Raw genomic sequence first — 7,597 nt, forward strand, 5'->3', positions numbered from 1 at the left:
TCCCCGGATGGCTTTTTTGCGTTGGGCCGCCGGGAAATTCGGGACCGTATCTGAAAAATATATCATTATGATTATTAACTATTTTTTCGGGTATAAGCTGCCAGTATCGTCCTTTCCGATAATTCCAGATAGTCACTCATTTTCTTAGCTGCCAGCTCATTTTGTCCGGAATTAAGTAGTTCCAGAATATGGGCATTTTTATCGATATAGGGTGTATACAAAAGCTCTGGATCGTTCAAAATACCAAAAGCCAGACGAAGTTCCGCAGAGATATTACGATAGAAAGCAATCAACCTTTCGCTATCAGTTAACTCTACAATTGCGGCATGAAAACACATATTTTCTGTTCCGGCACCCATCCAATCTTGTTTATCACGGTATTGCTTTGCGGTTTCAACGGCTTGTTTCATTTTAGCAACGCTGGGATGCATTGGATAAGCCTGAGCCAGAGCCTGACATTCAATCAGTTGCCGAACCCGATAAATATCAATAATTGATGCGATATCGGGAGTAGCAACAAACACGCCACGATTCGGTTGATGTTTCAGCAGCCCTTCTTGAGTTAGCAGGCGGAATGCTTCACGTAATGTATTGCGTGAAATCTCTAGTTGTTCACTGAGTGCGGCTTCTGATAGTCGCTGTCCCGGCAATAACTCCCCAACAACCAACTTATTTCTTATAATTTCGGCGATCCTCTTGCTCAAAATCTGGGGAGAATGGTCTGTTTTCATAAATATCCATTAGATTTAGTGACTGACAGTGAATACCCTAGAAATATAAATAAAAATGAATCTTCACACATTCCCTCAAAACCAGCAAGCTATGGCCTTGATGCACAATTGATATACTACAGGGAATTTTGGCTGCGTATATCACACTCAATATATTGCACTTAAATTGTGCATCCTGATGATAAATCCAGCTCCAGATATTAATAAAGTGATCTTTATTAAACTTTTGCGATTGATAATACAATTCTATTTGCTTATTTACTCGTCAAAACCTATTAATTGTTCAACAATTAATTCACTTTGTTTAAACAATTTCAGTTGCGATTTTTTGAACTTGAGACATCAGCCTAAGGGATTCTTCATGATAAAAACGATCGATATAAATAGCGATCTTGGTGAAAGTTTCGGCCAATGGTGTATGGGAAACGATGAAATAATATTAGAAATCGTCAGTAGTGCTAATGTTGCCTGTGGTTTTCATGCGGGCGATCCCGTTGGGATATTGCGGACATTAAAATCGGCTAAAGAAAATAATGTGGTGATAGGCGCTCATGTTTCCTATCCCGATTTAGTGGGCTTTGGACGACGTAAAATGGATATTGCCAGCCATGAACTGACTGCGGACATTATTTATCAAATAGGTGCATTGCAAGGATTGGCAGCTGCGTCAGGTACAAGAGTCAATTATGTCAAACCTCATGGCGCACTTTATAACACAATCGCGAATGATGAATATCAGGCAAATGCTGTTATTGAGGGTATTCTGGCGATTGACTCGAGTCTTGCTCTGGTTGGTTTGGCGGGTTCAAATATCCTCAAACTGGCTCAGGCAAGAGGACTGAAAACCATTGCAGAAGCCTTTGCTGATCGAGCCTATACCTCAAAGGGAGAGCTAGTTTCCCGTCGTGATGCGGGTTCTGTATTGCATGATGCAGATCTTGTTGCTCAACGTATGTTACAGCTGGTGACAGAAGGAGGAATTGAGTCGATTGATGGCAAATTTACCCCTATTCAAGCGGACTCTATTTGTGTGCATGGTGACAGCCCCGGTGCGGTAGAGATGGCAAAACAGGTCAAAATTGTTTTGCAACAGGCAGGCATTACCATCCGACCATTTATTCATCCATAAATACAGTTCGCGCTGACATAGCCGATGATTTAGGGAGATAGCCTTGCGTTTTTTACCTGTTAATTTCAATACCATCATGGTTGAGCTGAATGGACTGTCAGAAACATTGGCACTATTGAATTCACTGAATATGGCACCTATTCTGGGCGTTGACGAAATTATTCCGGCTGCGAGAACTCTGCTGATTCGTTTTCGGCAGGCAACAATATCCTCTCAACAATTGGTGACAGAAATCAGTCGTCGAGACTTGCTGGAGTATGCTCATAGGGCGGGAAAACAGATAGAAATTCCGGTGCATTATAACGGTGAGGATCTTGCGACAGTTGCTGAATTATTGGGGATTAGCGTTTCGGATGTCATTCACCAACATACGGAAAATGAATATACCGTGGCTTTTACTGGCTTTGCTCCCGGTTTTGCTTATATGGTGTCGGAAGCTTTACCGTGGAATATTCCCCGAAGGAAAACACCCAGAACACGTATTCCTGCGGGTGCCGTGGCATTGGCAGGGGAATTCAGCAGCGTTTATCCGCAGGCGAGTCCGGGGGGATGGCAGATTATCGGTATCACAACCGAATGCATGTGGGATCTGTCCCGTTTATCTCCCGCTTTATTGCAGCCGGGTTATCGGGTTAATTTTCGGGATGCGGGGCAGCTCCGTACGACAGTCAGTTTACCAAAGGCATCACTCAAGAATCCCGTTTTTGTCTCCGAAACTTCTTGTCATTTGGAAATCTTGTCAGTCGGATTACAAACTCTGTTTCAGGATTTGGGGCGTATTGGCCAATCAGGACTAGGGATCTCAGAATCGGGAGCGATGGATAAAAGTGCTTTGCGTAGTGCAAACCGTATTGTTGGCAATGTCTCCGATCAAGCCTGTCTGGAAATAGTGCAGGGTGGATTCAAGGCTACTGCCCATGGACAAGTACTCATTGCGATTACGGGAGCACCATGTCCAATAGAGATTAATACCCCAGAGGGTGAAACACTCTATGTGAATACTTACCAACCCATTGATCTCAATGACGGGGATAAAATTTTGCTGGGTACTCCTGCTGCTGGTATGCGTTCTTACTTGGCAGTGAGAGGGGGTTTTGTTGTACCTGCCATTTTATCCAGCCATTCATTTGATATGCTATCTAATATCGGGCCATCACCGTTAAACGTGCGGGATAAGTTAGCCATCAGAGAAACTTCTCCGTGTGCGGCGGTATCTTTTTCCGAAACTCCCGCTTTTGCCATGCCAAATAAAAATGATGTTGTGATATTAGATGTCATTCTTGGCCCTCGCACGGATTGGTTTACTCAGCAAGCACTCGATTTGTTAAGCGAGCAAATTTGGCAAGTGACTCCTCAATCCAACAGAATCGGACTGCGATTAAATGGTGAGTACCCACTATCACGCATTAAACAGCAGGAATTACCCAGTGAAGGCACTTGCACAGGAGCGATTCAAATTCCTGCCAGTGGTCAGCCTGTACTCTTTTTGGCGGATCATCCACTGACCGGAGGGTATCCGGTAATCGCTTCAGTTGCAGACTATCACCTTGATCTTGCAGGTCAAATACCCATCAATGCCAAAGTTCGGTTTAATCCTATCAGCTCATTCCATGAAATTTAAGGGAGTCAATATTTGCTATGAACACTAGAAAAGTGCTGATTGCTAACCGTGGTGAAATTGCCGTCCGTATTATTCGTGCTTGCCGTGATTATGGCGTGCAGACGGTTGCTATTTATGCAGACGTTGATATCAATTCTCTACATGTGCAATTGGCCGATGAGGCTTATAGTCTGGGGGGAAATAGTCCCGCAGAAACCTATCTTGATATTTCTCGTTTACTGGCAGTGGCGAAGCAGTCAGGGGCAACAATGGTGCATCCGGGCTATGGTTTTTTGTCTGAGAGAGCAGAATTTGCCCGTGCTGTGATTGATGCGGGATTAATTTGGATTGGTCCGAATCCTGAAACTATTGATGAACTGGGCGATAAGGTTAAGGCGCGTAAAATAGCTCAGAAAGTGGGAGCCCCATTAGTCGTTGGCACAGCAGAACCCGTGAAAGATGCACATGAAGTTGTCGCTTTTGCGGAGAAACACGGTTTGCCGATCGCCATTAAAGCCGCATTTGGCGGCGGTGGACGTGGTTTGAAAGTCGCTTGGCGATTGGATGAAGTGGCAGAACTTTATCATTCGGCAGTACGTGAGGCGACGGCTGCATTTGGGCGTGGTGAATGCTTTATTGAGCAATTTTTGGATAAGCCACGTCATATAGAAGCGCAAGTGATTGCGGATAAACAGGGTCATGTTGTCGTACTTGGAACCCGAGATTGCTCCTTGCAACGCCGGAATCAGAAACTGGTGGAAGAAGCCCCTGCGCCATTTTTAACGGAGGAACAAAGAGAGCGAATTCACCAATCAGCAAAAGCCATTTGTGTGGAAGCTAATTATGTGGGAGCTGGCACAGTAGAGTTCTTGCTGAGCGCGGATGGAACGCTCTCTTTTTTGGAAGTGAACACTCGCTTACAAGTAGAGCATCCGGTAACGGAGGAAACAACGGGCATTGATTTGGTTATCGAGCAGTTACGTGTGGCGGAAGGTTATCCGTTGAGCATTCAGGAAACACCAGTGCCGCGAGGGCATTCATTTGAATTTCGTATTAACGCGGAAGACGCCGGTAAAGGTTTTTTACCGACATCTGGCATAATCAGCGAATTTATTCCACCTTCTGGCCCTGGTATCCGTCTGGATTCGGGAGTGACAAACGGTTCCACCATTCCAGCTACTTTTGATTCCTTGATGGCGAAATTAATCGTCACTGGATCGACTCGTGAACAAGCGATTTCCCGTGCCCGTCGCGCATTACGGGAATTTAAAATCAGCGGGGTGGCATCTGTATTACCTTTCCATCAAGCCGTGATGGAACACCCTGATTTTGTTTCCAGTGATGAATTTCATGTGCATACTCGCTGGATTGAGACAGATTTTGCCCATGAACTGAAAAGTTCCCCGCGTCAGACTTTAACAGCAGATAAAAGCATCACTCGCACATATATTGAGATTGATGGTCGCAGACATGAACTGGGATTACCGTCAGATTTATTGGCAGGATTGGCTCAATTAACACCGACAAGTGAGCACTCATTCACTCCGTCGCCTGAAAAGGAAAAGGCACAGACAGATCCTCGTCAGGTGAAAGCGCCTATTTCCGGCATATTGCATTCATGGCTGGTTACAGAGGGCGAACAAGTTCGTGATGGTGATGTGATTGCCGTGATGGAAGCGATGAAGATGGAAGTGCAAATCAGCGCCCATCGTTCGGGAAAAATCACATTTTGCGCGCAAGCGGGTGATTATCACAATGCAGAAAGCATACTGGCTACTATTGAGTAATTGAATAGCCAAGTAGTGAATTAATGCGGCCTCATGAGGCTAAGCATTCTGATTTGAACCATTTTTTCTTTACGCATAGTTAAAGTTATTTACATTTATCATCTAAATGTAAATAATAATGATTCTCATAATATTTTTTATAAAAGAAAAATGGCAAAACTAACTAAAATTTCCGCAATCCTGGCTAAAAATGGTTTGTGTGTTCCTTTGATGTCAGCATCTATGTTGACCGCTCTTATTTCCAGCAACGCACTAGCCACCACGGAAAACAAAATCCAAAAATCGAATACAACTGGCGACACAGTCGTTGTTATTGCAAGTAACAATGCAGAACAAGATAGTGGGAAAGTTGGTCGTAACGAAATCAAAGTCAAACAGGCACAAAGTGTCGGCGAAATTTTAAAGAATGTACCGGGCGTACAAGCGGGTCACCCTAGCGCGTTGGGGCAGCGTTTTAAAATTCGTGGCATGGATGATCAATTCATCAACGTAACGGTTGATGGTGCAAGACAAGAAGGCTATCACTTCCATCATTCAGGGAGCTACAGCATCGATCCTGAAATGCTGAAGCAAATTGATATCAATGTTGGTACCAACAGTATTACCTATGATACCGGTGCCCTTGGTGGTGCATTAAAGTTTGAAACCGTTGATGCTGGTGATTTATTAGAACCGGGCCAATTATTTGGTGCAAAAGGAAAATTAAGCTACGTCAGTAATGGCGCTGAATTCCAACAATCTTTAGCAACTTATGGCAGATTGGGTGCGGTTGATTTATTAGGTTACTTTAATCACCGCAATATAGGTGATGCTAAAACGGGCAGGGATTACTTCGGGAGAGACTCAATTCCTACCGATGGGAAATTGGTGAATTACTTATTAAAAGCAAAATTCAATCTGACTGATGATCAGTATATCAGTGTATCAAAAGAGCATTATAAAAATGATGCTGATACGAATTTCAGATTGAATTTTGGCCCTGATGTGAATAAAGGGAAAAAAGCGAAGTACGCTTCAGAGCGTGATGGCTATAATATTGCTTATCGATATGTACCCGTTGATAATGACTTAATTGATTTGAAAATTTCTGCTTATCACACAGAACAAAACTTCAATCATATGAGGGAAGTCAACGGGCCGGGAAGAGGTTTTGACAGTATTGTTGAAACCCAGGGTATCAGGGCGCGCAATGTTTCTAGTTTTGATACTCAGAAACTCTCCCATGATTTAACCTATGGGTATGAATATTTTGATACCCGGATGGCATACACTGATGTAGCAGAAAATGTGCATAAAAAAGCCGTAGAAACAGGAAAATCATCCTCTGTTTATCTGGAAGATGATATTCAATTAGCTGATTTTCATATTATTCCTGGTGTCAGATGGGATCACTACCAATATAATACCATTAATGAAAATAGTGAGCCTTTTGAGAGAACTTATGCCCATTTCTCAAAAGCACTCGGCTTGAAATACGAACTTGGTGCGTCAACAACATTATTTGCCAATTATACCGAACTCTTCAGAGGCCCATTGGGCAAAGAGGTTGGCATGGGACCAAGTAATCATAATGCCAACCTGAAAGCCACAACGGGTTATAACTTAGAAACGGGTGCAGCAGGAACATATCCTAGTGTTTTTGCTGAAAATGATTCATTCACTGTCATTGGTAAAGTATTCCAAACCAATTTCAAAAATCTGGCCACCACTTTGGCTAATAGTGAACTAAATAACATTCCGAAATCCAGACTGGAAGGGTTTGAATTATCGACCAAATATCAGTTGGATAACCTGTCTTTAAGGGCGACTTACGCCAAAGCTGATAACAAAATCCTGACAGGTAGTGCGCTGTTTGACAAAAGACGAGAGTTTACCCCAACTATAGGTGATGCTTTCACTATTGGCGGGAGCTACTTATTTGATAAAACTGATATTGAACTTGGTTGGAACTCTCGATTTGTCCGTGCCACAGATGCAAAAGGGACTAATAAAGGTAAGATTGTAAATGTACATAAATCTGGTTATGGCGTCAGTGATGTGTATATTTCCTGGGCACCGAAATCAGGCTCGTGGAAAAATACAGAAATTCAGCTTGGTATCGATAATATCTTTGATAAACGTTACAACGAGCAATCCTACTACCTGAATACTTATAAGGGACAAGAAGAGAAAGGCCGCGCTTATAAAGCCACTATTTCTTATAAGTTCTAAGTAAAATGCTTTAATTTTTAGTAAAAAGTCTGCGGTTCGACCGCAGACTTTTCTTCTCAAACGTCTTTCTGCTACTTGCCTTTCAGCGATATATTTTCCGACTAGAGCGTAAACACCCCAATCAACGCAACAACACTCA

The 7,597-nt window shown here is 43.1% G+C and carries 5 protein-coding genes; 4 read left to right on the top strand and 1 reads right to left on the bottom strand.

Features of this window, described 5'->3' with window-relative positions; all coding sequences use genetic code 11:
* Positions 1 to 74 precede the first annotated feature (74 nt).
* Positions 75 to 731, bottom strand: a complete 657-nt coding sequence (locus tag FE394_RS18075; RefSeq protein WP_319927726.1) for a GntR family transcriptional regulator — start codon at positions 729 to 731, stop codon at positions 75 to 77.
* A gap of 361 nt (positions 732 to 1,092) precedes the next feature.
* Here FE394_RS18075 and FE394_RS18080 point away from each other — a divergent pair, with 361 nt between their 5' ends.
* The 4 genes from FE394_RS18080 to FE394_RS18095 all read left to right on the top strand — a co-directional run bounded on the left by FE394_RS18080 (position 1,093) and on the right by FE394_RS18095 (position 7,458).
* Positions 1,093 to 1,860 carry a LamB/YcsF family protein gene (locus FE394_RS18080; protein ID WP_319927727.1) on the top strand — a complete coding sequence of 256 codons (768 nt, stop codon included), beginning with the start codon at positions 1,093 to 1,095 and terminating at the stop codon, positions 1,858 to 1,860.
* Positions 1,861 to 1,903: 43 nt separating this feature from the next.
* Positions 1,904 to 3,481: a 5-oxoprolinase subunit B/C family protein gene (locus FE394_RS18085; RefSeq protein ID WP_319927728.1), complete on the top strand. Its 1,578-nt coding sequence runs from the start codon at positions 1,904 to 1,906 to the stop codon at positions 3,479 to 3,481.
* A gap of 17 nt (positions 3,482 to 3,498) precedes the next feature.
* Positions 3,499 to 5,247 (top strand): acetyl/propionyl/methylcrotonyl-CoA carboxylase subunit alpha, encoded by a 1,749-nt coding sequence (locus FE394_RS18090; protein ID WP_319927729.1) that lies wholly within the window; start codon positions 3,499 to 3,501, stop codon positions 5,245 to 5,247.
* Positions 5,248 to 5,397: 150 nt separating this feature from the next.
* Positions 5,398 to 7,458 carry a TonB-dependent receptor domain-containing protein gene (locus FE394_RS18095; protein WP_319927730.1) on the top strand — a complete coding sequence of 687 codons (2,061 nt, stop codon included), beginning with the start codon at positions 5,398 to 5,400 and terminating at the stop codon, positions 7,456 to 7,458.
* The last annotated feature ends 139 nt before the right edge of the window (positions 7,459 to 7,597 follow it).

Origin of the sequence: Xenorhabdus littoralis (assembly GCF_033949345.1) — a bacterium.
In the GTDB taxonomy this organism is placed as follows: Bacteria; Pseudomonadota; Gammaproteobacteria; order Enterobacterales; family Enterobacteriaceae; genus Xenorhabdus; species Xenorhabdus littoralis.

Bases quoted from the DNA above. Each gene is read 5' to 3' on its own strand.
- FE394_RS18075 (WP_319927726.1), bottom strand. From the start codon at position 731: ATGAAAACAGACCATTCTCCCCAGATTTTGAGCAAGAGGATCGCCGAA.
- FE394_RS18080 (WP_319927727.1), top strand. From the start codon at position 1,093: ATGATAAAAACGATCGATATAAATAGCGATCTTGGTGAAAGTTTCGGC.
- FE394_RS18090 (WP_319927729.1), top strand. From the start codon at position 3,499: ATGAACACTAGAAAAGTGCTGATTGCTAACCGTGGTGAAATTGCCGTC.
- FE394_RS18095 (WP_319927730.1), top strand. From the start codon at position 5,398: ATGGCAAAACTAACTAAAATTTCCGCAATCCTGGCTAAAAATGGTTTG.